Source organism: Pseudomonas lini (genome assembly GCF_030812475.1).
In the GTDB taxonomy this organism is placed as follows: domain Bacteria; phylum Pseudomonadota; class Gammaproteobacteria; order Pseudomonadales; family Pseudomonadaceae; genus Aquipseudomonas; species Aquipseudomonas lini_A.
Window position 1 is genome coordinate 260,381 of sequence record NZ_JAUSSR010000005.1, and the last position, 24,832, is coordinate 285,212.

Below are 24,832 nucleotides of genomic sequence, written 5' to 3' on the forward strand. Positions count from 1 at the left end.
TTGCACGGCATGATCGACTACCATGCCGACCGCCGGTTTCCACATGGGATTAATAGGGAATCCGAGATGCCCGACACGGCATCAATCGGAACTGCCCCCGCAACTGTAGGTGCTGAGCCTGCTCCTGACATTGCCACTGGGATCACTCCCGGGAAGGCGGGAGCCAGGCGTCGACGCATCAGTCAGGAGACCTGCCGGCCAAGAACATCACTAACCGGCGGGGTGTCCGGGAAGGACATCCTTGCGCCGTGCGTCACCGTCAGTGATCGTCACGTCAGTGCTTTATTGGCAGCGTTCGATGATGTGTTTCCAGTCCGTGCCCCCTGCTCCGAGTACGGTCCACTGGAGATTGCGTCATGCTGCTGTCACGCCTTGCCACCCTCGTCACGGCTCTGGGTCTGTCCACCCTCGCCCATGCGGCCCCGACCCGTTATCCACTGACGGTCGAGAACTGCGGCAGCACCCTGACCTTCGAGCAGGCCCCGAACCGTGCCGTGACCATCGGCCAGGCCGGCACCGAAATGCTTTTCGCCCTGGGGCTTGGCAACACGCTGGTCGGCACGTCGTTGTGGTTCAACGAGGTGCTGGCCCAGTACAAGTCAGCGAACGACCCGATCCCGCGCCTGGCCGATAACGAGCCGAGCTTCGAGGCGGTAATCGGCAAACGTCCGCAGTTGGTGGCGGTGGAACTGGAGTGGATGGTCGGCCCGCAAGGCGTGGTCGGTACCCGCGAGCAGTTTCACGAGCTGCAAATCCCCACCTACCTGATGCCCTCCGACTGCGAAGCCAAAGACAATCTGGTCGGCGCCGATGGCACTCGGCTGGAGGCGTTTCGCATCGACAGCATCTACAAGAGCATCAGCCAACTGGCTGCGATCTTCGATGTGCAGGAACGTGGCCAGCAGTTGAACGACGAACTCAAGGCCAGCCTGGCGAAGTCTGTCGCCACGGTGCGCGACAAAAACCTGGAGCACACCAGCGCGCTGTTCTGGTTTTCCAGTGCCAGCCTGGATATCGACCCCTATGTCGCCGGGCACAAGGGCATTCCCGACTTCATGCTCAACACCCTGGGCGTGCGTAACGTGGTGCAATCGGACGAAGAATGGCCGACCGTCGGCTGGGAAACCATCGCCAAGGCCAACCCGACGTTCCTGGTCATCGCACGCATGGATCGCCGACGCTTCCCCGCCGACGACCACCTCAAGAAACTGGCCTTCCTGCGCAGCGACCCGGTGACCCGCAACATGGACGCGGTAAAAAACAACCGCATCATCATCCTCGACGCCATGGCCATGCAGGCCAGCGTCAGAATGTTCGACGGCCTGGCCACCCTGGCATCGGCCATCGACGGCTATGACCTGCCGAAATGACCAGGACGCTGATTCGCACACTGCTGGCCGCCATGACCCTGCTGCTGGCCGTCATTGCCGGCGTGGCCATCGGTGAAACGCCCATCGATCCGGGCGTGGTGTTCCAGGTGCTGGCCAACAAACTGTGGGCTGCCGGCCATGTCCTCGACCCGATCGACGAAGGGATCGTCTGGAATTATCGCCTGACCCGCACACTGGTGGCGGCGGCCTGCGGTGCGGGCCTGGCCACGTGCGGGGTGATCCTGCAATCGCTGTTGCGCAACCCCCTGGCCGATCCCTACCTGCTCGGTATCTCCGCCGGCGCCTCGACGGGCGCGGTGCTGGTGGCGTTGCTGGGGCTGGGGGCGGGCCTGATTTCGCTGTCGGTCGGGGCGTTTGCCGGGGCTGTTGCCGCCTTTGCCCTGGTGGTGTTGCTGGCCCGTGCCAGCGGTTCATCCGGCGGCACCGGGCAGATCATCCTCGCGGGGATTGCCGGTTCGCAGCTATTCAATGCGCTCACGGCGTTTCTGATCACCAAGTCGGCCAGTTCCGAACAGGCCCGGGGCATCATGTTCTGGTTGCTGGGCAATCTCAGCGGAGTGCGCTGGCCGTCGGTGTGGCTGGCCGTCCCGGTGGCAGTGGCCGGTCTTGCCGTTTGCCTGTGGCATCGACGGGCGCTGGACGCCTTCACTTTTGGTGCCGACTCCGCCGCTTCGCTCGGCATCCCGGTGCGCCGCGTGCAATTGCTGCTGATCAGCTGCGCCGCCCTGGTGACGGCCGTGATGGTCTCGATTGTCGGCTCCATCGGTTTCGTCGGGCTGGTCATTCCCCATGCCGTGCGACTGCTGCTGGGCACCCGCCATGCGCGCCTGCTGCCGGCCAGTGCGCTGGGGGGTGCGCTGTTCCTGATCGCCGCCGATGTGCTCTCCCGGACGCTGATCAAAGGCCAGGTGATCCCGGTCGGGGTCATCACGGCATTGGTCGGCGCGCCGGTGTTCGCGTTGATCCTGATCGGCCGGAGGAATGCCCGATGAATGCCGTCTCCCCTGTTATCAGCGATTGCGTGCTGAGTTGTTCCGGCCTCGGCTTCCAGGTCCGCGACGCCGGGTTGCTGCACGATATCCATCTGGACGTCCGCCGAGGCGAAACCCTGGGCCTCGTCGGGCCCAATGGCTCGGGCAAATCCACCCTGCTCAAACTGCTGGCCGGCGTGCGAGTGCCGAGCCGGGGCGACATCCACCTCAACGGTCAGCGCCTCAAGGCACTCTCTCGGCGCACCATCGCGCAAACCCTGGCGGTGGTCGAGCAACAGGCCGACACGCTGGATGCCATCAACGTGTTTGATGCCGTCGCCTTGGGCCGGACGCCGTGGCTGTCGGCCTTGAGTCCGTGGTCGCACGAGGACGCTACCATCGTCCAGCAGGCGCTGTGCGACGTCGATGCGGCACACCTGACAAACCGCACCTGGCACAGCCTGTCCGGCGGCGAACGCCAGCGAGTCCACATCGCTCGCGCCCTGGCCCAGCGCCCGCAAATATTGTTGCTGGACGAACCGACCAATCACCTGGACATCCAGCACCAGCTCGCGATCCTCAATGTGGTGCAGGCGCTGCCGGTGACGACACTGATCGCGCTGCACGACCTGAATCAGGCCTTGGGCTGCGATCGTCTGGCGGTACTGGAACGGGGACGACTGGTGGCCCTCGGCAAACCGCTCGAGGTGCTGACCCCGCAGCGCCTGCAGGAGACGTTTGGCGTGCAGGCGCATTATCTGACAGACCCTTTCGACGGCGCGCGGATATTGCGGTTTCGCGCTGTTTGACCGGCCCCCGGACACTGAGTCATACCCGGCGATCCCTCGGCACCAACCACTTCCAGTCCCACCTCCTCTGCTCTCTTGCCCAGAACATGATGAGTGCGCAACAGAAAATGCGACAACGCCGGGATCAGGATCAAGGCACCCAACATGTTCCACAAAAACATGAAGGTCAGCAAAATGCCCATGTCCGCCTGGAACTTGATCGGCGACCAGGCCCAGCACACCACGCCGGCCGCCAGGGTGATGCCCACCAGGCCCACCACCCGGCCGGTGAACGACACGGCGTTGCGGTAGGCTTGCATCAACGGCTGGCCCTGGCGCTGGTACTGCAACTGCACGCTGAGCAAGTACAGAGCGTAGTCCACGCCAATGCCGACCCCCAGCGCGATCACCGGCAGGGTCGCGACCTTGACGCCGATGCCCATGACCACCATCAGCGCTTCGCAGAGGATCGAGGTCAGTACCAGCGGCAGCAGGGCCACCAAGGTCGCGCGCCAGCTGCGGAAGGTGATCAGGCAGAACAGCGTCACCGCGCCGTAGACATACAGCAGCATGGTGCGGTTGGCCTCGCGCACCACGATGTTGGTCGCGGCCTCGATGCCGGCGCTGCCGGCGGCCAGCAGGAACTGGCGATCTTCGCTGCTGTTGTCCCGGGCGAACTGGTCGGCGATGGCCACCACCGCATCCAGGGTCTCGGCCTTGTGGTCCTTGAGGAAGGCGATCACCGGCATCAGCGAACAATCGGTGTTGAACAGCTCCGGTGAGTTGACCGAGGCCTGCTGCGCGGCATAGTTCAGCACGTCCTGATTGCGCTGGATGCTGTTGAGCTTGGGGTTGCCCTCGTAAGTACCGGCGGTGATCTGGCGCACTGCGTTGACCAGGGATGCCGTGGCCTGCACCCCGGGATACTGCTGCAACTCCCAGGCCAGGCGGTCGGCGAGGATCAGCGTCCGGTAATTCAGGCAACCTTCAGCCGGGGTCTTGATCATCACCGCGAACAGGTCGCTGGACAGCGCGTAATGCTGGGTGATGTAGGCGTTGTCACGGTTGTAGCGCGAGTCGGCGCGCAACTCCGGCGCCCCGCTGTCCAGGTCGCCGATCTTCAGTTGCAGGCTGACCATGAAACCGCCGATGCCCATCAGCACCGCGACCAATACCGCCCCGGTGGCCCACTTGCGGGTAGTGAAGCGATCAAGCGTGTCCCACAGCTTGCCGAAGCCTTTGTGCCCATCGGCCCGGGTCTCGATTTTCAGCGCGCGCTCGGCGGCCGTGCGCCCGACTCCGATATAGGACAACGCCACCGGCATCAGCAACAGCGAGGTGAAGATCAGTACCGCCACCCCGATGCTGGCGGTGACGGCCAAATCCTGGATCACCGGGATATCGATCAGCATCAACACCGCGAAACCCACGGCATCGGCCAGCAATGCGGTGACGCCGGCAATGAACAGGCGGCGGAAGGTGTAGCGCGCGGCGATCAGTTTGTGGGTGCCACGGGCGATGTCCTGCATGATGCCGTTCATCTTCTGCGCGGCATGGGACACGCCGATAGCGAAGATCAGGAACGGCACCAGCACCGAATACGGGTCGATGGCGTAACCCAGCCAGGCGACGATGCCGAGTTGCCAGACCACCGCGATCAGCGAGCAGCCGACCACCAGCAAGGTGCTGCGCACGCAGCGGGTGTAGGCATAAATGATCACCAGCGAGGTGACCACCGCCAGGCCGAAAAACATCATCACCTGAATCAGCCCGTCGATCAGATCACCCATGAGTTTGGCGAACCCGATCACCCGGACTTTATATTGACCCTTGCCCTCCTCCCCGGCCTGGCGCGCCGCGCTGTCACCGGCGAATTCGATCTGGTCGCGCAATTGCGCTTCGAGCATCTGCGAAAAGGCGTGGTAGTCGAGGCGCTGACCGCTGGCCGTGGCCTTGTCCAGCAGCGGCACGATCAGCATGCTCGATTTATAGTCGCTGGCCACCAGGCTGCCGACGATACCGGCCCGGTTAATGTTCTGCCGTAGCTGTTCGATGTCCGATGGCGAGCCTTGATAACTGTCAGGCATCACCGGGCCGCCCTGGAAACCTTCCTCGGTGACTTCGGTCCAGCGCACGGCCGGGGTCCACAGTGACTTCATCCAGGCGCGGTCGACGCCTTCGGTGAGGAACAGTTTGTCATTGACCTGCTTGAGCACGTCCAGGTAGCCGGGGTCGAAAATATCACCCTGGGTGGTCTCGACCACCACCCGCACCGAATTGCCCAGGCCGCGCAGCGACTGACGGTTTTCCAGGAAATTCTGAATGTAGGGCTGGCTCTGCGGGATCATTTTCTCGAAACTGGGGCGCAACTCCAGGCGGGTCACGGCCATGTAACCCAGTACCAGGGTGATCAGGGTCATGAGCGCAATGAACAGCGGGCGGTAGTTGAACACCAGCCGCTCCAGCCGATTGCCGGAGCGCCGATCGAAGTCACGCAGCTCGCGGATCACCGGCATGTTGTCTTGCTTGGTATGGGCCATGTCTGAGTACTCGCACTATTGTTCTGGTTCTTATTGTTCGAGGAGCGCACGTGCGCCGCGGGTACCCACCAGCACCAGGGACCCATCGGCGGCCAGGGCGGCACCGGCCACCGGCGACGGGTTCTGCTGCGGCACAAGTTGCAGTCGGGGGCTGTCGTCCCGGGCCACCAGCATGTGCCCGGCCTGGCTGAACATCCGATAGTGCCCCTGGGCGTCCACGGTGGCGGCGGTGACACTGACCTGCAGGCCGCTATCGAAAGGGGTCCAGCTCAAGCCGCCGTCGGTGCTGCGCAACACGTTGCCGCGCAGGCCGTAGACGAGTGCTTCCCCGGGCTTGCCGACCACGCCGAAGAAACTGCCTTGATAGGGTGTCTGCACGGCGGCGAAGCGTTGCGCTGCGTCATCCCATTTCAGCAACAGGCCCTGCTCGCCGGCGATGTACAGCCCATCGCCGGTGGAGGTGATGGCGTTCAAATGGAAGTTCTGCGGGTTGTCGGTACGGTCCTGGAACGGCGTCCAGTTCTGACCGCCGTCCTCGGTGCGCAGGATCAGGTTGAACACGCCGACCACATAACCGAGCTTGTCGTCGGCGAACCACAGGTCGAGCAAGGGCTTGTCGGCGCCCTCCTCGACCAGCCGCTGGCCATCGGCGACCCGCAGCGGCCATTGCTCGTTGTCCGGATCGGCCGCCGCCAGCGCCGCATAATGCTTGACCGACAACGCGCCGATCTGGCGACCGTCCAGTTGCTTTTTCCAGGTCGCGCCGGCGTCGCTGCTGTGCAGTACCACGCCATCGTTGCCGACAGCCCAGCCTTGTTCGGGGGTAGGGAAATACACGGCGTTGAGGTCGCTGCTGACCGGTACGCTCGCCTGCTGCCATTGCTTGCCGTCATCATCGGAATAAAGAATATGGCCACGCTGCCCGACGGCAACCAGGCGCTGCCCGGCACTCGTGACATCGAGCAAGGGGCTGCGCACCGCCAGGGCACTGGGCCTGGCGGGCAAATCCAGCACGTCAACGTAGCCGGATGCCTGGGCAACTGCCTGCCACAACACCAACAGCAGTGCCAACGCCTTCTTGAATGAACACATGGTGCGTCCTCTGGCCAGAACCGGTCCGGGCTGCGCGCAGGGTGCAGCCCGGTCTCTAGGTGTGAAGCGTTTAACGAACACCGGTACCGGCCAGCGCGTCCGGCGACCACTGCGCCTTGGAGAGCGGCGTGATGTACTTGATGCCGCCGTAGGCGCCCGACAACCCGTTGATGTTGTACGTCCCGCCCACCAGGTCATAGATCACGTGCGGCGTGGTGTTGGGCGTGGTCACGTCGTAGCTTTGCGAGAGGAAGCTGAAGGAGCCGCGATACAGCTGGCCGCGGGCATCGTACTGGTCGGATGCCAGAGCGACCCAGCTGTCTTCATCCAGGTAGAAACGGCGTTTGGCGTAGATATGCCGGGCACCCGACTTGAGCGTGCCTTCCACCACCCACACGCGATGCTTTTCCCAGCGCACGAATTGCGGCGCCAGGTGGTTCGGTGTGGTCAGGGCTTTCGGATCCTTGATGTAGCTCAGCGCGTAGGTGTTGTACGGCACGATCATTTCCTGCTTGCCGACCAGTTTCCAGTCGTAGCGATCCAGTGCACCGTTGAAGACATACACGTCGTCATAAGTGCCCGACCCTGCGGTGCCCGGGTTCGGCGTGTCGTAGGCCAGGGTCGGTGCCAGTTTCACGCGGCGCTGGCCGGGCAAGTACTGCCAGGCACGGCGCGCCTGCACCAGCGGGTTGGCGGCATCCTTGAGCATGATCGCCTCGCCCGCACGGCGCGCGGGGCCGGTGTAGAACAAGCGGGTCTGGAAGTAGGTGTCCTTGGCGTCGATGACCTTGGTCAGGTCTTCGAAGATCGGAAACGAGTTGACGATTTCGCCGCTGGTGGCCAGGTTCTGCCCGCCCGAGGCATCGACGTTCCAGGAATCATATTTGGTCGAATAGGCAACACCCTGATAGCGCAGCAGATGGTTCCACATGGCCTCGGCACCGGATTGCGGGATCGGGAACGGCACACCCGGCAAAACGTTCTCGATCGCGTTGCCACCTTCCAGCGACTTGGCGCCGGTGGCGTTCTTCAAGGTGTTGGCCAGCACATTCTGCGGCAGGGCCACACTGCGGTGAGTCGGGTAGACCTCGACGCGAAAGCCCGGAAAGCGCGTGGCCAATTCGACGGTGACGGCAGTCAGTTTATCTTTGTACTGGGCGACATTCTTGCCATCGATCACCAGCACCGGCTTCTCGTTGGCATAAGGGTCCGGGCGGAAGGTGTCACCGCTCTTGAAACCTGCCGGCAGACTGGTCAGCCCGCCGGTGTAGGCCGGAATGGAGCCATCGGTATTGCCGGCTTTCTCAGCACCGACGGCCGTCAGGCTGGTTCCGAGCTTTGCAGCCTGGTCTGGGGATACGGCCGCATGGGCGGCACCGGCGACGGCCAGCGCCAGGGTGGTGGCCAGTAAAGAGTTGACGAGTTTCATGGGTGTCTCCTGTTGCAAGGCAACGGTTGGATCAAATAGTCGTTTTGAAGGTTAAAGTGACCATGCCGCGATCCTTGAGCTGGGATGGTGTACCGCCGAACGCGGTGGTCTGGCCGGGCACGCAGTTGTACTGCCCGTTGGCTCCCGGCGCCGCGCCAGCGCCGGGACTGGCGGCGCTGCCCGCCGAGTCGCAGGTATCGAACGGACCGAAGTTGTCCACGTACTTCAGGTCGAAGCGGTACTGGTTGTGCACATCCATGCCGATGCCGACCGAGTAGCTGCCGGCATCTTCGTTGCCGCCCAGCTGCACCGCGGAATTGCCGTTGAGGCCGACGTTGTAGGTCATCGGCATATACATATCGACGCCGGGGAACACCTGGTACCAGGTCGGGTTGAAGTTGACGCCGAGTATGTAGTTGTCCTTGGTGACTTTGTCGGTGCCGTGGTACCAGTCCTCGCCCTTGAACAGTTGCTTGTTGTCGGTCACGTCCAGCCAGCGGCTGTAACCGAGCTCGACCAGCAACGAGGAGCTGTCCCACAACGGCGTGTCGCCAAAAGTGGTCAGGCCGTTGAGCACCGCATGCACAGTGTTGCCGCGGGCCACGCCGTCTTCGCCATTGAAGCTGCCGATGAAACCGGGCACACCGGCATTGGCCGCCGCCGGATTGACGGTGCCGGCAACGCTGGCCAGCGGCATGTTCTCGCGGTAGTTGAGGTCGAACCCGACGCTGACCCCGGCGATGCTCCTGGACAGGCTGATGCCATAGATATCGATGTCATCGACATAGAACTGGTTGTAGCTGCCGATGTTGCCGGAGATCAGCTGCGCCGGGCCGACGGCGGTCGGTTGCAAGGCCAGGTTGGGCAGGATGTCGGAGGTGTTGCGATAGTAGAAACCCAGGGTGCCGTCGAGCCATTCCGGGCTCCACTTGGCCATAAGCCCGAAGTCGCCACGATCGTCCGGGGTGAAGGTATGGCCGTTGCTCAGGCGCAGAAACTGGTTGGCGCCGATCGGCCCCGGAGCACCGAAGAACGGATTGACGCCGCCGATCAGCGACAGGTTGTGCCCGCCATTCTGGATGCCGTCGTTGAAGCCCAGATAAGTGCCGGATTCCGGCAGGCGCGAGGCGTCCCAATCGAGGAAATACTGCGCCGCCAGGGTCAGCTCCGGGCTGACGGTCAGGCTGGTGGACAGCTGGTTGCGCGGGATGAACAACTCCTTGGCTTCGGTGCCGGGCACCGCCAGCGCCTTGGAAATGTCCAGCCCGGACTGGCCGTAGCTGTTGCCGTGGGCGAACGCCAGGATGCTCTCACCCCAGTACTGGGTGTGCTTGCCGAGCTTGGCGCTGAGTATCGACTCTTCGCCTACCTCCAGGCTGCCGAAGACAAAGGCATCGAGGATCTCGGCCGACGGGCCGTTGTAGTAGCGATCGGCATAACCGCTGAGATGGCGCGAGTCCGGCACCCCGTGGTTGAGCTGGTTGGTCGCCGCGTTATCGCTGCCGACATGGTCATAGGCATGGTCGTACCAGCTGTTGGCGCTGACGCGAAAACCCATCTTCTGCTGGTAGGTCACGTCCAGTTCCGAGAGCACGTCCAGGCGCTGGGACACTGCACTGCCGGAAGAGAAGTTGCGGTTGCCGTCGTTGTTGTTCCAGGCATTGGCCAACTTGCTGTTGGGGCTTTCGACCCGCTGGGCGTAGTTGAACTTGAAGGTGTTGTCGAAACGCACCACCCAGTCTTCATTGCCGGTATCGAGTTCCAGGGCCTGAGCTGCCGGTAAAGCGGCGAGGAACAGCGCCGAGGCCAGCAGCGTTGGCTCCAACACGCTCAAACCACGATTTTTGTTAACGTGCATAGCTTGTCTCCGCTTTTTTTTGTTGTTGTTTTGCGTTGTTGAAAAAACACCCTGTCATTGAAATCGGGCGTACCGGTGCCCACCACTCATAACCCCGACAGGGCAGTGTTCGATTCATTTGAAGTAAGCCGGTCAATACCCGCGGGTACTGAACGTCAACTGCCGAGTCGTATCAGCACCAACACGAACCCCAGCAGGAACAGCGTTTCACCGACCATCAACAGAATGGGCTTGAGCCCCACCGTCGCCAGTTCCTTCAGCTGGATTTTCATGCCCAGCGCACTGATGGCCACCACCAGGCACCAACTCGACAATGGATTGCCCAGGCTCTGTACCGTCGCCGGTAGCCAACCAAGACTGGTCACAGTGGCGAAGGCGATGAACGCCACGGCAAACCAGGGCAACAATGGCGGCCGCTCGCCTGTGTCCTGGCCACCCTGAGCCCGGGTGATCAAAACCGCGCAGACAATCACTGGCAACAGCATCGCGATGCGCATCAGTTTCACCACCGTGGCCGTATCGCCGATGTCGTGGGACATGCTGTAGCCGGCACCGACCACCTGGGCGACGTCATGGATGGTGGCGCCGAGAAATACCCCGGCTTGCAGTGGGTCCAGGCCAAGCGTCCGGGCGATCACCGGATAAACGATCATCGCCAGGGTCGACAGGCTGGACACGCCAATGACCGTGAACAGCGTGGCGCGCTCCTTGGCCTGATGACCCGGCAGCGCCGCCGCCAGTGCCAGCGCCGCGGATGCGCCGCAGATCGCGGTAGCCCCGCCGGACAACAGACCGAACAGCGCATTGAAGCCCAGGGCGCGCGCCGCCAGCATCGACAGCACAATGGTGACCACCACCGAAACCACCACGATCAGCACCGGATGCCAACCCAACGCCACGATCTGCTCCAGGGAGATGCGCATCCCCAGCAAGGCGACCCCGACGCGCAGGATTTCACGGGCACTGAAATCGATACCGGCCTTGCTCGGCCCCGCCGCCAGAAAATTCATGGCCATGCCGAGCAACAGGGCCAGCAGCATCACCGGTGCGTGGTACTGGTCGGCCAGAAAGCGCGCGGCAATGGCGACCACGATGCTGGCCAGCACGCCCGGAAGGTACTGGCTGACAACCGACTGAAGCTGAATGACGGCGGACCTGGTCATAAATTAAACCTTCATTCCCATCACTGGCAGCGACCGGGAGCTTTCCCGCTTGACCCGGGCTGCCAGCAGAAAGAAGCACCCGCCCATTACCAGGGCAAGCATGTCGCTGACCAGCAACACATGGGTCAGCGGCGCCGCCACGCCCGCGGTCACCAGGGAATCGCTGATCCAGCCCACGATCAGGGTGCCGAGCGCCACGGAGAAAAGATTCAACAGCAGCATCGAAAACCCCATGACCGTCGAACGCATGCGCGCTGGCACTGCGCCCTGGATCGCGGTGGTCGCGGAGCCGTACAGCGACATCACCATGAAAATGCCGACCGCCATGCCCACATAGAACAGCGGCGAGTCCGTTGGCACCAGGCGAAAGGCAATCATGAAGGGCGCACACACCAGCACCAGCAACGCCAGGACACTGGCGTGGCCACCTTTGAAACGCGGAGCCAGGCGGTCGCTCAAGATGCCTCCCGCCAACGCACCCAGCGAGCCGAAGACGATCTGCATGGCGCCCATGGTCGTGGCGATCGTGGCCGGATCCATCCCCCTCTCGCGGGTCATCCACAGCTGTGCGAACGAAATCCCCGGGTAGACCAGGTGGGCCAGCACAAAGCCGGCAACGGTGTAACGCACCACCCGATTGCCACGCAATTCACCGAACACCGCGGCCAACTGAGCCTTGAGCGGAGCACCGCGCTCTTGCACCGTGGCGTGGCTGCGCCTGTCGCCCATCAGCGTCAGCGGCAAGCCGATGACAATCCCGGCAACGCCCAGGATATAAAACGTGGTGCGCCAGCCATGGGTGGCGCCGAGCGTGCCCGCCAGCAAAAAGCTGCAACCGATGCCCAGCGGAATGCCGAGGTAGAACAGCCCCATTGCCGTGCCCCGGCGCTTCTGCGAGAACAGCTCCATCAACAACGCGGTGGCGGCCGGCACCAGCGCCGCTTCACCGGTTGCCACCATGAAACGCGCCGCGACCATCTGCTCGAAGTTCTGCACAAACCCGGAGGCAATCGTGCAGACGCTCCAGACGAGCATGCCGGCACCGATCACCCGTGGGCGGCTGTGTCGGTCGGCCAGCGCACCGAGCACCACCGCCATCACGCCGTAGCTCAGCACCCAGACCGCGCCGACGAGAAAACCATACTGCGCATTGTTGATCGCCAGTTCGCCGGTGATTTGCGGTGCGAAGCCCAGCAGGATATTGCGATCCACCTGCGCCAGCAGGTGAATCACCATCAGCGTTGCAAGCACTGCGCAGGGACTCTTTTTCCAGAACATCGGTCTGTACCTTTGAGTTGTTTTTATGAAGGCAAGGCTGGATGCCGCTCGTCCTGCCAGGACTAGCGCATGGTTCGCCGCTTCGGCCCAAGGGAAAGTGCGGTGATGCGATAGGCATCACCCACCCAGTTGCACAGCAGCGGTCGTGTACTGTCCGGCTCGATGATGTCGATGACGCCGAAACGCTCGGCCGTCCGCAGCGGTGAAGCCAGGGCCTGGTAATGGGCCTCCAGCTCCTTGCGCCGGGCCAGCGGATCCTCGGCGGCGGCGATTTCCTGCTTGTAGGCGGCCGCGACGCCACCCTCGATCGGGATCGAGCCCCACTGCGCCGAAGGCCAGGCAAACCGGTGCGGCAATGCCGTGCCCGTCGGCCCGTGCCAGGGGCTGACCATGGCGCCAGCCAGTCCGACACAGCGGCGCAGCACGATGGTGATCACCGGCACGCTGGCTTGCTCGATCGCATGCACGGCCTGCATGGCGGCAACCAGGGTGCCTTGCATTTCCGCCTCTTGCCCGGTCATGACCCCCGGCTGGTCCACCAGGTAAATCAGCGGCAGATGAAAGGTGTCGCACAGGTCGATGAAACGGGTCTGCTTGAGTGCCGCCGCACGGGTCAAGGCACCGCCGCCGACACGCGGGTTGTTGCAGATGATCCCCACCGCATAACCGTTGAGACGGGCAAACGCGGTGATGGTCGACGCGCCGAAATCCGGGGACATCTCGAACAGACTGTCTTTATCCACCAGCGACTTGAGGATCTTGTGCGGATTGAAAATCTTGCGCCGGTCATGGGGGATGGCGTCGTTGAGCCAGGCGTCGCGCCGACCGGGCGAGTCACTCGATGTCACCTGCGGTGGCTGCTGCCACACATTGCCCGGCAGATACGACAGGAAGCGCTTGGCCAGGTCGAGCGCCTCGGCGTCGGAGTTGGCGGCCAGGTTGATCATGCCGCTGTGACGATGCACCTGGTCATAACCGCCCAGGTCGTTCTTGTCGATATCGATCCCGAACGCCTGCTTGACCACGGGCGGACCCGCCGCAAATACCTGGCTCTGGCCACGCACCATGATCGACAGGTGAGAGGCGGCGACCCGTAGCGCGCCCAGCCCCGCGCAAGCGCCGTGGGCAATGCCGACGACCGGCACCGCTCCCAGCAGATTGGTGACGGGCAGCAGGGCATAACCCGGAATCTTGGTATGGCCGAGTTTGTCGAGCAGCTTCACACTGCCACCGGCGCTGTCGATCATGCGGATGATCGGCAGCTTGTATTCCCAGGCATAACGATCGGCGTAGATCCATTTTTCAGCGACCGCCGCCTCCGACGAACCACCGCGAATGGTGAAATCATCGGCAGCGACCACGGTACGCTGCTGCCCGATCTTGCCCACGCCGACGACGGCCGTGCTCGGCGTCGCGGAGGCAATCTCGCCTTGCGGTGTGTACTTCACCGCGCCGGCCAATATGCCGAATTCCTCGAAACTGTCGCTCTCGAGCAGATGACCGATGCGCTCACGCGCCGTGAGTTTGCCCTGGGCATGATGCTTTTCCACCGCTTCCGGCCCGCCCAATGCATAGGCGACTTCCCGACGCGCGCGGATATCGGCGAGCTCCAGCGACCATTCAGGGGCAACAGGCGTGCTCATGATGATTTCCTCTCAAGGCGCGCGAGATAGTCATCGCGCAAAATGTTTTTCACCACCTTGCCGGCGTTGTTGCGTGGCAGGGCATCGATGAACTCGATCAGACGTGGTTTCTTGTAGCCGGCGATGAGTGCGGCGCAATGGTTGCCGAGCGTCTCGCTGTCGAGCGTGGTGCCTTCGCGCCTGACGACAAAGGCGGCGATACGCTCGCCCCACTCCGGGTCGGGCAAGCCCAGGACGGCGACTTCGGCGACCTGCGGGTGGCTTTCCAGCGCGTCCTCGACTTCCCGCGCATAGACGTTGAAGCCACCGGAAATGATCATGTCCTTGTTGCGCCCGACGATATAAAGGAAGCCCTGCGCATCGAGGTAACCGAGATCGCCGGAGTAGTACCAGCCCTCGCGGATGGCCTCGGCTTCCAGATCGGGACGGCGCCAGAAAGCCACTTCGCCGATACCGAAACTCTCGAGGGCGATTTCGCCGATTTCACCCACCGGCAACTCCTCGCCCTGCCCGTCCCGTACGGTGATCTGCACATTGGCGGTCGGCTTGCCGCAGGAGCGCAGCACAGCGTCCTCGGCGTGTTCGTGCGGATACAGCACTGCCAACGGTTGTACCGCCTCGGTCATTCCGTACTGCTGGCGCATCACCGGACCGAACCGCGCAATGGCGCGGCGGATCAGGTCGACGGAGGTCGGCGCGGTCCCGTAATGAATGCACTTGAGTGATGAAAGATCGGCCGCGACGCCGCTATCGAGTGTGTCCAGCAGGCGCGTGAGCATGGTCGGCACGCACATCATTTGGCTGATGCGATGGCGTTCGATCTGCTGCAGCGTCTCGACAGGCTCGAACTTGTGCAGAATCACATTGCGCGCACCACGCAGATAGCAAGGCAGCAAATGGACACCGGCGGCATGGGTCAAGGGGCCGACATGCAACATCGCATCCTCCACGCCCAGGCTGTATTCCATGGCGTAGAAGTGGTTGGTCAGGCGTTCGTACCAGCGCTTGACGGTGTAGGTGACACCCTTGGGTTTACCTGTAGTGCCCGAGGTATAAGCGATTCGCAGCAACGCGTCGGGCGAAACCTGAACGTTGGGCGCGTTTGCCGGCATGGCGGCAAGCACCTGCCGATACTCCAGGACCTGCGGCGCCTGCCAGCCCAGCCCGATCACATGACGCAAGCTGGCGACACGATCGCGAACCCCTTCGCCGATCTCTCGGAATTGTGGCCCCACCACCAGCAGGCTCGCACCGGCGTCGTCCAGGATGGCGATCTGCTCGGCCAGGGTATGCCGGGCATTGAGTGCGACATAAACCAGCCCCGCCTTCTCGACAGCGAACACGCTCTCGATCGCTTCGGGCGAGTTGTCGAGCAGCACAGCCACCCGTTCCCCCACCTGCAACCCGAGCGAAATCAAGGCGTGGGCCAGGCGATTACTGCCGGCTTCGACCTCTTCATAGGTCAGGCAGTCGTTGCCAAAGACCAGGGCGGTGCGACCACGGTGTTGCCGGGCGGCCCAACTGAGCATGAGTCCTGCGGTGCGTTTTTTTATCATGATAATTTTGTCTTATTGTCGACAATTTGACACAGCACTCGGGAGTGTTGTGCCCCCGGTGTCAGTTATTCCAGCTGAGTCGATGCGGCCTGATGGGAAGCGTTGATCAGCTCCACCATCATTTGCGCGGCGAGCGTGCTGCTGTTTTGCCTGAGTGCCTCGACCAGCTGACGCCAATGAACGACGGAAGCCTGCCGGCGCTCGGCAGAACGCAATCCCAGCCGGGTGTAGCGCGCCGTCTGGATACCCAGCGCCCCCATCAGTTCGGCCAGCTGCTTGTTACCGCAGGCCTGGAACAACAGCGTGCTCAGGCGGTAACTGCCCTGCGCGTATTCATCCAGCGCATCCGCTTGCCCGGCGATCAGCTCCAGCCGGGTGACGATGGCGTCCATCTGATTCACGGCAGAGGCATCGAGGTCAACCAGGTACTTGGCCAGCAACCCGGCCAGCACGGCGCGGATTTCGAACAGGTTGTCGATCTCCTGCCGGCTCAATGAAGTCACATGCGCGCCACGCTGCGGCACGATGGTCACCACGCCCACCTTCTCGAGAATGCGCAGGGCTTCGCGAATCGGACCACGACTGACCTGGAAGTGATCGGCCAGCTCCTGTTCGCGCACGGAGTCACCCGGCCCGTATTCACCGCGCAGAATCGCCAGCGTGATGCTCTCGGCAATCTGCTCCGGCATCGTCAAAACGCGCTGGCGACCAGCACGCATGATACCTATTGCACTACCGCTCTTGGCGGCCGATGCCGAACCTGCATTCATTGACATAGACTTCAATCGCACTCCATAAGCAAAACATCCTGGCCGTCTTTCACCACCTCGCCCTCGGCAACGAGAACGCTGACAACCCGACCCGGTTCCGCGGCCATCAAGGGAATTTCCATTTTCATGGATTCCATGATGACCAGCGTCTGATCTTCTTCAACGACATCGCCTTCACGTACATGGATCTGCCATACCGTGCCGGCGACATCCGACTTGATCGCGATTGTACTCATTCTCGCCCCCTCCAAAACACTGTTGTTTTTCTGAATTCGCGGAGCCCTTGGCCGGCGCACGCTAGGCTTTTTCAATAGGGCCTGTGCAAACGACCTGGGCAATGATCAGTAAATTACATGATTGTACGATTGTTGACAATCCTACTTTTCGATGTTTTTATTCATCCAGGCAATTCGAACAACAAGAGGCCATCAGGCATGTCGCTCACACATAAAGAAGCACGCAGGATCCTGGAGATCCTGGATCACACGACACACCTGGACTTTCTGGAAGTCCGCGTCGGTGACACCACACTCACTGCCAGCAAATCGGGCACGATCCAGCGGTCGCTGGCGCCAGCCCAAGGCGCTTCGCAGACAACATCCGCACCGCCCGCTCCCGTGGCGGTTGCGAGCGAACCCGAAGTGGCGGAGGGCCAGGTGGCCGTGCGCGCGACCATGATGGGCACTTTCTATCGCAAGCCCAGCCCCGACCAACAGTGCTTCGTTGAAGAAAACGCCACAGTGGAGGCAGGGACACCCCTGTGCCTGGTCGAAGCCATGAAACTCTTCAATACCCTCGCCTCCCCCGTTAACGGCCGCGTAGTGCGCATCGTCGCCCAGGACCTGCAGATGGTTCAGCGCGACCAGCTCCTGATGATCATTGAACCGGAGGCATGCTGATGAGCACCGTTGCCGTGGCAACCCGCGACATTCGTCGAGTCCTGATCGCCAACCGTGGCGAAATCGCCGTGCGTATCGTGAGCGCTTGCAAAACCCTGGGTATCGAATCGGTGGCGGCCGTTTCCGAAGCCGACCAGGACAGCCTGGCCGCCCGCCTGGCCGACCACTGCGTGATCATTGGTCCAGCGCCGGCGGCGCAAAGTTACCTGTGCGCCGATCTGCTGGTGCGCACCGCGCTGGAGCATCGCTGCGACGCCATTCACCCCGGTTATGGCTTCCTTTCCGAGCGCTCGCATTTCGCCCAGGCCTGCGAAGACGCAGGCCTGGTGTTCATCGGCCCGTCTGCCGAAATCATCGATTCGATGGGCGACAAAATCACCGCCGTCGGCCTGGCGGAAAAGGCCGAAGTGCCGCGTGTGCCTGGCTCGGACGCCGTCGCCGATGCCGACACCGCACGCCGCATCGCCAGCGAGATCGGCTATCCCGTACTGTTCAAGGCGACAGCCGGCGGTGGCGGGCGTGGCATGCGGATCGTGCGCAGCGATGAAGAAGCCGAGGCGGCGTTCCGTTCGGCTTCATCGGAAGCCCAGGCGGCCTTTGGGGATCCGACGCTGTATGTCGAGAAATTCATCGAACTGGCGCGCCATATCGAAATCCAGATCATGGGCGACCGCCATGGCAACGTGGTGCACCTGGGCGAGCGGGAGTGCTCGACTCAGCGCCGGCACCAGAAGCTGATCGAGGAAGCTCCGTCGCCCAGCCTTGCCGCCGATACCCGGGAGCAAATGGGTGAATGTGCCGTACGCCTGGCGCAAAATGTCGGTTACTTCGGCGCGGGCACCATCGAATTTGTGGTCGATGACCGCGATGGCACCTTCTATTTCCTGGAAATGAACACCCGCATCCAGGTCGAGCATCCAGTGACAGAAATGATCACCGGCTTCGACCTGGTCGCCGAGCAGATTCGTATCGCCGCCGGCCTGCCGCTGTCGTTCACTCAGGCCGACGTCAAGTTGGTCGGCCATGCGATCGAATGCCGGATCAACGCCGAAGACCCCGACCGCAACTTCCTGCCGAGCCCGGGCCTGGTCAGCGAATGGCTTCCACCCCAAGGTCCTGGCGTACGCGTCGATACCCACTGCTACAGCGGCGCCACCGTCCCGCCTTTTTATGACTCCCTGCTGGCCAAGCTGATCGTGCATGCGCCCACCCGCGGCGAGGCGATCGTGCGCATGCGCCAGGCGCTGGAGGACATGAAAGTGACAGGGCTGTCGACCACGGCGAGCTTCCATCATGCGGTGCTCGACCACCCGGATTTCGTCGCAGGCAAGGTCACCACCCGCTGGGTTGAAGACGTCTTCGTACCGGCCCGCAAACAGGCGTTGAAACAGGCCAAGGAGCGCGCATGAGCATGACAACATTGGTTGATGTCAGCCTGAGCGACGGCCAGACCGCCGCCTGGGACGGTGCCGCCAGCACGGCGATGCTGCTGGGCACGATGAATTCGCTTGGGCACGCTCGACTGGCCGCGATCGAGGTGTTGAGCCCGGCCGTGATCGCGCAGTGCGTCCGCCGTGAAGAGAACCCGCTGCAACGGGTTGCTGCACTGCGCCAGCGCGCCAATGGCACGCCGCTGCGCGCGACGATAAACCTGCTGCCCGCCCATGGTTACTTCGATGTGCTGTCTGGCGACGCACTGAACACGTGGCTGCGCCTGCTGGCCAGCCATGGCGTCAGCGAAGTGGTACTGATCGATCCGCAGCTGGATTTCCAGCGCCTCGACAGTGCCATAAAGATGGCATTGGCCAACGGTCTGACCGTCATCGCCGCCCTGCCCTATGCAGACGATCATGAACATGACGACGCCTGCTATTCGGCCGGTGCCGCACGACTGGTCGCGGCTGGCGCACAGCGCATCATGCTGCGCGACGAAGCCGGCCTGCTGCATGTCGACCGCCTGCCCGGCTTGCTTTCGGCCTTGCGCAGCGGCCTGGAGGGCACCCCTCTGGATTTGCACACCCGCTGCCACACCGGCCTCGGCCCGCAGGTCGCGCTGGAGGCAATCCGGCTCGGCATCGACCGTCTCGATGCCGCGTTGCCCGGTGTCGCCAACGGTGCTTCGGCACCCTCGCTGACGCTGCTGGCCAGGTCTGCGGAGCTGCTTGAATTGCCGCTGCAATCACCGGATCAGGACCGCATCAAAGAAGCCCAGGCCCAGCTCGCTGCCGTGGCGGATCAGGAGGGGTTTGCCGACAGCCTGCCCTGGGCGTTCGACCTGGCACCTTACGCACACCAGTTGCCAGCGGAAATCGCCGCCCAGGCCATGCAGGCATTGCGCGAGCGCGGACGGCTGGCCGACCTGTTCGAGTTTTCCCATGAATGCACGCGCATTCGCCAGGAGCTCGGCCATCCGCCGATGTTGCAACCTTTCGCCCAAGCGATTGCGCGGCAGGCACTCGAGCATCTCGATGCCGGCCCTCGCTACGCGACCCTGCAGCCGCTTCTGCGCCGCTGGCTGCAAGGCTGCTACGGCCCGATCGACACAACGTTGCACAGCCTGCAACAGCGCATCGGCGCCGTGGCGCAGCCTGGCCGTGCGATCGATGTGCCGGCCACCGACGATGCGCTGGCCGCGCTGGTCTGCGGCTGCCCCGCACTGCCGCTGCCGCATAGGCTTCATTACGAAATCCGCACCCCCGAGCAAGCCCTGACACTCGGGCTGCTGCAGCGCTGGCCGGACTACAGCGTATTGAGCGTCACAGGCCGCGGCCTGTCCATCCATCTCGAACACAGCAAGGGGTGACACGTGCTGAATCAACTACGCGAACAAGTGCACGCAGAATTCGCCCGTACCGGCAAACGTCGGCGTATCCAGCTGGTCGATGCCACCCTGCGCGATGCACACCAATGCCTGTGGGCGACGCGCATGCGCACTGAGCATATGTTGCCGATGGCCGAGCGCCTGGATGCCCTGGGGTACGATTTTATAGAAGCCATCGCACTGGTGCAGTTCGACGCCAGCGTGCTGTTCCTCAACCAGAATCCGCTGGAGCGGCTGCGCCTGTTGTCCGAACGCATCCGCCGCACGCCGCTGCGTGGTGTGGTGCGCAGCAACATGCTGCGCAGCTTCTACCCGGAACCGGACGATCTGAGCGAGCTGTACGTCGAACGCCTGGTCGCCAACGGTGCCCGCGACATCGGCTTTCTCGACTCACTGCATTGCTGGGACAACCTGGTGCCGGCGATCACCACCGCCAAGCGCCTCGGCGCTACCACCAACCTGGCGATGATTTACAACCTGGCCCCAGGCTACGACGCGCCGTTCTACGCCGCAAAGGCGCGCGAGGCCATCCAGCGCTTCGACATTGACGCCTTTACCTTCGGCGACGCTGGCGGCAGCCTGACCGTGGAGCAGGTACGCAGCATCGTGCCGGCAATCAAGGCAGTGATCGGTGATCGACCGCTCGAAGTCCTCACACACTGCCTTAATGCAACCGGTTCGCTGGTGGCGCTGGAAGCAGCCGTATACGGCGCCGACCGTTTGCTGTGCTCGATAGACCCGCTGGCCAACGGCAATGCCGGGCCATCGGCGCAGATGCTGGCGCGCAACCTGCGCGAGATCGGCTTCGAGGTCGATTTCGACGATCGCGCGGCTGATGAGATCGGCGACTACCTTGCCGGCATCGCCGAAGAGAACGGCTTCCCCCTGGGGGTCCCGGCGGAATACGACCCGGCTCACTTCGCCACCCAGTACGCCGGCGGCGCCATGTCCAACCTGCAGTCGCAGCTGCAGCTGGCGGGCATCGCCGACAAGCTGCCGGTGGTGCTCGAGGAGATCGCCCGCGTCCGCGTCGAACTGGGCTCGCCGGTAATGGCCACGCCCTTCCCCGCCATGATCGCCGCGCAGGCGGTGATGAACGTGCTGAGCGGCGAGCGTTACAAAGTGGTGCCGGACGAAGTGAAAAAGTACGTGTGTGGTTACTTTGGCGCCCTGCCCCTGCCGGTCGATCCCGACATAAAGGATCGCGTGCTCGCCAACGGCTCCCGTGAGATTGCCACCACGCCGCCCGTGCTGGCGCCGCGAGTCCCCGAGCTGCGTAGCCGCTATCCCGGCCTGTCTGATGACGAGCTGCTGCTGCGCGCCATGTACGGCGACGAAAAGATCACCGGGCTGGCACCAACCGTGGTCGACGACACCTTCAGCGTGCGCCGTCCGCTGCACGAACTGATCGCCGGCCTGGTCCGGCTCCCGGAGCAACGTCATGTGCACATCGCCATGGCCGGTTTCGAATTGCGTACCCACTGAGGCTGCCATGTCGACTCCCCTTTCTGCACGGCCAATGCCGCAACCCACCAGCGAAACGGCCGCCTATTGGGCGGCCGCCCGGGCGCAGCGACTGCTGATCCAGCGTTGCGCCAGTTGCGGCCACTGCCAGTTTTACCCCCGGGCGTTCTGCATCGAGTGCCTGTCCGAGCGCATCGAATGGATCAATGCCAGCGGCCAGGGGCGCATCTATAGCTATACGATCTGCCGGATCGCGCCCTCGCCGGCTTTCGAGGCGCGGCTGCCCTATGTGGTGGCGCTGATCGACCTCGACGAAGGCGTGCGCCTGTTGGCCAACCTCCTCGATGCCGAGCTTGCGGACGTCGCCATCGGTGCCCGCGTCGGCGTTTGTTTCGAGGCCGTCAGCGAGTCTTGCACGCTGCCCCAGTTCACTCTTTTGGATTAGCCGCCACCATGGAAATGATTACCGACCACTTCGATTCCGGCGCCAATCGCCACCCGGACAACGTCTGCCTGCAAGGCATAGGCTTCAGCCTCACCTACGCCGAGGTCCAGGCCGATTCCCATGCCATCGGCCATGCCTTGGCATTGCAGGACTTGAGTTCAACCCATGTCGGCGTATTGGCGCCCAATCACCCGCTGAGCTTCGTCGCCATGCTCGGCGCCTTGCGCGCCGGGGCCACCTTCATTCCCCTGAATGCCCGGGATTCGATCGACAGCCTGATCTGGTTCATGAGTTTCACCCGGGTTTGCGTACTGGTGGTGCATTCGCAGTATTTCGAACATGCCGAGCGCATTCGTGCAGGCGTGCCCACCCTGAAAACCCTGATCGGCCTGGACCAACCCATGGCCGGCTTGAGCATCGCCAACTGGTGCCGGGAACACGCCGGCCAACGCTGCACGGTGCGCCGACCCCTCGATGACACCGCCCTGATCAAATCCTCGGGCGGCACCACCGGTCGGCCGAAGGCGATCATGCAAAGCCATCGCGCGCTGCTGGCGTGCTACCGCATCAGCAACCAGTTCATGCCGCCGGCAAAAAAACCGGCGCATCTGGTCGTCGCACCGCTGACCCACGCGGCCGGCGCTACTGCCATGGCGTTGTCGAGTTTCGGCACGCGCAACGTGATCGCGCCATCCGCCGACCCCGGTGCAGTCCTCGAAACCATCGAACGGGAACGCATCACGCACCTGTTCCTGCCGCCGACCCTGATCTATCGATTGCTGTCGCATCCGGACGCCCAAACCCGTGATTGCTCGTCACTCGAATACGTGATCTACGGTGCCGCGCCGATGTCCGTGGACAAACTGCGCGAGGGCATCGCCCTGTGGGGGTCGGTATTCGTTCAAGCATACGGCCAGTCCGAAGTGCCGGGAGTGATCACGGTGCTGACCCGCGAAGACCACATGCGTGACGGTAAGCACCTGGGTTCCGCCGGCCGTCCCACCGGCGTCTGCGAAGTGGCGCTGATGGATGAAGAAGGCCGTTTCGTCGAGCCCGGCGAACGCGGCGAAATCGTCGCCCGTGGCGAGCTGGTCGCTCCGGGTTACTACGACAACCCGCAGGCCAATGCCGAGGCACGACGCTTCGGCTGGCATCACACCGGTGACATTGGCGTGTTCGACGAAGGGGGTTACCTGTACATCGTCGATCGCACCAAGGACATGATCATCTCCGGTGGCTTCAACATTTACCCGAGCGAGATCGAGCAGCTGATCTGGGCACATCCGGCGGTGATGGATTGCGCGGTGGTCGGCATTCCCGATCCGGACTGGGGCGAGAAGGTCATCGCCGTGATCGAACTCAAGGCAGGCGCCACTGCCACCGCCGAAGAGTTCATCGCCACCTGCCGCGAAAAACTCGGCAGCCTGAAGACGCCCAAACGGGTGCTGTTCTGGGAGAGTCTGCCACGCAGTCCGGTGGGCAAGGTGTTGAAGAAAGACGTGCGTGCGCAGCTCATTGCACAGGAGCCTCAAGCATGACGCCCGACACTTCCCGCCTGGCGGGCCGTTACGCCATTGTCGGCGTGGGCGAGGCCGGCCTCGGCAAGGCCCGGCCGGGTGACACCGCGCTGGCGCTGCAATGCCGGTCGGCCCGCGACGCCTTGCTCGATGCCGGGCTCACCCTGGCCGATGTCGATGGAGTTTTCGCCCACTGGGACGATCGCGCCAATGCTTTGTTAGTGAGCGAGTACCTGGGGATCACGCCCCGCTACGTCGACAGCACGGTGGTGGGCGGCGGCTCGCCGCTGACCCACTTGATCCACGCCATGGCCGCGATCGACGCTGGATTGTGCTCGGTGGCGCTGGTCACCTATGGCAGTACCCAACGCCTGGATCACAGCCGCCACCGTGGCGGCGTGATCACCGACCCGCGCTCGCCGTCGGGCCAATTCGTCGCGCCCTACGGCGTGCTCAGCCCGATCAGTTGGTACGCGATGCTCGCGCAGCAGTATTTGCATCGCTATCAGGCAAGCGCAGAGGACCTCGGCGAAGTGGCGATCAATGCGCGGCGCTGGGCGCAACTGAATCCACAGGCCACTCTGCGCAACCCCCTGACCATGGAAGAGTACCTGGCTTCACCGCTGATTTCGGACCCCTTGCGCAAGGCCGATATCTGTCTGGTCAGCGACGGGGCCGGGGCGTTGATCCTTACCCGGGCCGAACAGGCTCGAACGTTGGCCAGGCCACCCGTGTTCATCCGTGGGTTCGCCGACACCTACCGGCATCACGTGACACCCCTGGGCTCGACCGACTGGCTCGACCCTGGCGTCATCGCCGGCTGTGCCGAACGTGCCCTGCGCATGTCGGGAATCGCGCGCAGCGAGTTGAGCATGGTGCAGATCTATGACGCCTTCACCATCAACGTGCTGGTTGCACTCGAGGCCATGGGCTTCTGCGCGCCCGGCCAGGCCGGGGCGTTCCTGCGCAGCGGCATCGCTGCCCCCGGTGGCGCATTACCGGTGAATACCTCGGGCGGCGGGCTGGCCTTCAATCACTCCGGTCAGTTCGGCATGCAATTGCTGATCGAATCCGTGCGCCAGCTGCGTGGCGAATGCGGCGAGCGCCAGGTCGCCAATGCCAGCAGCTGCATGGTCCAGGCCAGTGGACTGCTGATGTCGGCATTCATGTCCATGGTGCTGGCCAACTGAGGCAGCGTCTGGATCAA

General features: G+C 63.3%; 20 protein-coding genes and 1 riboswitch. Of the genes, 10 read left to right on the forward strand and 10 right to left on the reverse strand.

What is annotated here, in order from left to right:
• The first annotated feature begins 16 nt into the window (after positions 1-16).
• Positions 17-213, forward strand: a riboswitch (cobalamin riboswitch).
• A 143-nt stretch (positions 214-356) separates the two neighbouring features.
• From J2W17_RS11945 to J2W17_RS11955, 3 genes are read left to right on the forward strand one after another with little or no spacing between them, the layout of a single operon-like run.
• A complete protein-coding gene (locus J2W17_RS11945) occupies positions 357-1,370 on the forward strand; it encodes an ABC transporter substrate-binding protein (RefSeq protein ID WP_307333820.1) in 1,014 nt (337 codons plus the stop codon).
• A gap of 8 nt (positions 1,371-1,378) precedes the next feature.
• Positions 1,379-2,383 (forward strand): FecCD family ABC transporter permease, encoded by a 1,005-nt coding sequence (locus tag J2W17_RS11950; protein ID WP_307334086.1) that lies wholly within the window; start codon positions 1,379-1,381, stop codon positions 2,381-2,383.
• Complete coding sequence (locus J2W17_RS11955) at positions 2,380-3,171, forward strand: ABC transporter ATP-binding protein (protein WP_307333822.1); 792 nt, start codon at positions 2,380-2,382, stop codon at positions 3,169-3,171. The genes J2W17_RS11950 and J2W17_RS11955 overlap by 4 nt, the downstream gene beginning before the upstream one ends.
• On the opposite strand, the gene J2W17_RS11960 is transcribed toward J2W17_RS11955, so the two are convergent.
• From J2W17_RS11960 to J2W17_RS12005, 10 genes are all read right to left on the reverse strand, one after another.
• Positions 3,117-5,690: an efflux RND transporter permease subunit gene (locus J2W17_RS11960; RefSeq protein WP_307333824.1), complete on the reverse strand. Its 2,574-nt coding sequence runs from the start codon at positions 5,688-5,690 to the stop codon at positions 3,117-3,119. The genes J2W17_RS11955 and J2W17_RS11960 overlap by 55 nt on opposite strands.
• Before the next feature lie 30 nt (positions 5,691-5,720).
• Positions 5,721-6,782, reverse strand: a complete 1,062-nt coding sequence (locus J2W17_RS11965; protein WP_307333826.1) for a WD40/YVTN/BNR-like repeat-containing protein — start codon at positions 6,780-6,782, stop codon at positions 5,721-5,723.
• Positions 6,783-6,852: 70 nt separating this feature from the next.
• Positions 6,853-8,211, reverse strand: a complete 1,359-nt coding sequence (locus J2W17_RS11970) for a DUF1329 domain-containing protein (protein WP_307333829.1) — start codon at positions 8,209-8,211, stop codon at positions 6,853-6,855.
• Between the two features lie 31 nt (positions 8,212-8,242).
• Entirely contained in the window at positions 8,243-10,069 is a 1,827-nt protein-coding gene (locus J2W17_RS11975; RefSeq protein WP_307333831.1) for a DUF1302 domain-containing protein, read from the reverse strand.
• 155 nt (positions 10,070-10,224) lie between these two features.
• Entirely contained in the window at positions 10,225-11,232 is a 1,008-nt protein-coding gene (locus tag J2W17_RS11980) for a YeiH family protein (protein WP_307333834.1), read from the reverse strand.
• Positions 11,233-11,235: 3 nt separating this feature from the next.
• Positions 11,236-12,510, reverse strand: a complete 1,275-nt coding sequence (locus J2W17_RS11985) for a spinster family MFS transporter (protein WP_307333836.1) — start codon at positions 12,508-12,510, stop codon at positions 11,236-11,238.
• 62 nt (positions 12,511-12,572) lie between these two features.
• On the reverse strand, positions 12,573-14,153 hold the full coding sequence (locus J2W17_RS11990) for an acyl-CoA carboxylase subunit beta (protein WP_307333838.1): 1,581 nt from the start codon (positions 14,151-14,153) through the stop codon (positions 12,573-12,575).
• A complete protein-coding gene (locus J2W17_RS11995; protein ID WP_307333840.1) occupies positions 14,150-15,709 on the reverse strand; it encodes a class I adenylate-forming enzyme family protein in 1,560 nt (519 codons plus the stop codon). Before J2W17_RS11995 ends, J2W17_RS11990 begins: the two co-directional genes overlap by 4 nt.
• Positions 15,710-15,774: 65 nt before the next feature.
• The gene (locus J2W17_RS12000) at positions 15,775-16,428 is read right to left on the reverse strand and encodes a GntR family transcriptional regulator (protein ID WP_307333842.1); all 654 of its coding nucleotides are present in this window, start codon (positions 16,426-16,428) and stop codon (positions 15,775-15,777) included.
• A 62-nt stretch (positions 16,429-16,490) separates the two neighbouring features.
• Positions 16,491-16,715, reverse strand: coding sequence for an acetyl-CoA carboxylase biotin carboxyl carrier protein subunit (locus J2W17_RS12005; protein WP_307333843.1), 225 nt, complete (start codon positions 16,713-16,715; stop codon positions 16,491-16,493).
• 198 nt (positions 16,716-16,913) lie between these two features.
• On the opposite strand from J2W17_RS12005, the gene J2W17_RS12010 reads away from it, so the two are divergent.
• Genes J2W17_RS12010 through J2W17_RS12040 form a run of 7 tightly spaced genes read left to right on the forward strand, consistent with a single transcriptional unit; the run spans position 16,914 to position 24,815 of the window.
• The gene (locus J2W17_RS12010) at positions 16,914-17,378 is read left to right on the forward strand and encodes an acetyl-CoA carboxylase biotin carboxyl carrier protein (protein ID WP_307333845.1); all 465 of its coding nucleotides are present in this window, start codon (positions 16,914-16,916) and stop codon (positions 17,376-17,378) included.
• Positions 17,378-18,787, forward strand: coding sequence for an acetyl-CoA carboxylase biotin carboxylase subunit (gene accC, locus J2W17_RS12015; RefSeq protein ID WP_307333847.1), 1,410 nt, complete (start codon positions 17,378-17,380; stop codon positions 18,785-18,787). Before J2W17_RS12010 ends, accC begins: the two co-directional genes overlap by 1 nt.
• Positions 18,784-20,181, forward strand: a complete 1,398-nt coding sequence (locus tag J2W17_RS12020) for a hypothetical protein (protein WP_307333849.1) — start codon at positions 18,784-18,786, stop codon at positions 20,179-20,181. The genes accC and J2W17_RS12020 overlap by 4 nt, the downstream gene beginning before the upstream one ends.
• A gap of 3 nt (positions 20,182-20,184) precedes the next feature.
• The gene (locus J2W17_RS12025; protein ID WP_307333851.1) at positions 20,185-21,684 is read left to right on the forward strand and encodes a hypothetical protein; all 1,500 of its coding nucleotides are present in this window, start codon (positions 20,185-20,187) and stop codon (positions 21,682-21,684) included.
• 7 nt (positions 21,685-21,691) lie between these two features.
• Positions 21,692-22,108: a Zn-ribbon domain-containing OB-fold protein gene (locus J2W17_RS12030; RefSeq protein ID WP_307333853.1), complete on the forward strand. Its 417-nt coding sequence runs from the start codon at positions 21,692-21,694 to the stop codon at positions 22,106-22,108.
• 8 nt (positions 22,109-22,116) lie between these two features.
• The gene (locus tag J2W17_RS12035; protein WP_307333855.1) at positions 22,117-23,646 is read left to right on the forward strand and encodes an AMP-binding protein; all 1,530 of its coding nucleotides are present in this window, start codon (positions 22,117-22,119) and stop codon (positions 23,644-23,646) included.
• Complete coding sequence (locus tag J2W17_RS12040) at positions 23,643-24,815, forward strand: thiolase C-terminal domain-containing protein (protein WP_307333857.1); 1,173 nt, start codon at positions 23,643-23,645, stop codon at positions 24,813-24,815. Before J2W17_RS12035 ends, J2W17_RS12040 begins: the two co-directional genes overlap by 4 nt.
• The last annotated feature ends 17 nt before the right edge of the window (positions 24,816-24,832 follow it).